The organism is Aquabacterium sp. A08 (assembly GCF_011742065.1).
Map to the genome: position 1 here is coordinate 1 of NZ_JAAQQT010000343.1, position 530 is coordinate 530.

The 530-nt window shown below is 70.9% G+C and carries 2 protein-coding genes; one reads left to right on the plus strand and one right to left on the minus strand.

Annotated elements, in window-relative coordinates; translation table 11 throughout:
* Positions 1-9: 9 nt before the first annotated feature.
* Positions 10-270, plus strand: a complete 261-nt coding sequence (locus tag HA630_RS01925; RefSeq protein WP_208299912.1) for a nucleotidyltransferase domain-containing protein — start codon at positions 10-12, stop codon at positions 268-270.
* On the opposite strand, the gene HA630_RS01930 is transcribed toward HA630_RS01925, so the two are convergent.
* Positions 236-530: AAA family ATPase (locus HA630_RS01930; protein ID WP_166832187.1), on the minus strand; the 295-nt coding region annotated here is incomplete at its 5' end. The genes HA630_RS01925 and HA630_RS01930 overlap by 35 nt on opposite strands.

Here is a 530-nt window from a genome sequence, read left to right on the forward strand (position 1 = left end):
TGCACATGAGTGCCCCAGGCACAGGTGCAGGTGTTTGGCTCACGCGCCATGGGCCGTGCGCGGCCTTTTTCCGACCTGGACCTGCTGCTGACCACACCCGAACGCCTGTCATGGCAACAGCGTTGCGAACTGGCCGACCGGTTTGAACAGGGCCCCCTGCCCTTTCGGGTGGACGTGGTGGAGGCCGTCAGCCTGGCACCGGGCATGCAAGCGCGCGTGCTGGCCGAAGCCCGGTCTATGACCCCAGCACAACCGCCACCCAGTCACTGACCTGCCCCTGCAAGTCGTCCCGTGTGCCGTCGTTGTGCACCGTGCGGCACAGCGGGGCCCAGTCGGCGGGCAGGGGTTCGGCGGTCTGCAGCTGCCGGGCCAGCAGCTGCGGGGTGGCGTCGGACGGGTCCAGGCCCTGGGCCTGGCGTGCCTGCAGGCGCTGGGCCATGCGGGCGGGGTCGGCCCGGCACTGCAGCAGGTGACAGGGTGCGCTGGCCTGCCCGGCCATGGCACGCATGGCCTGGCGTTCGGCATGGTGC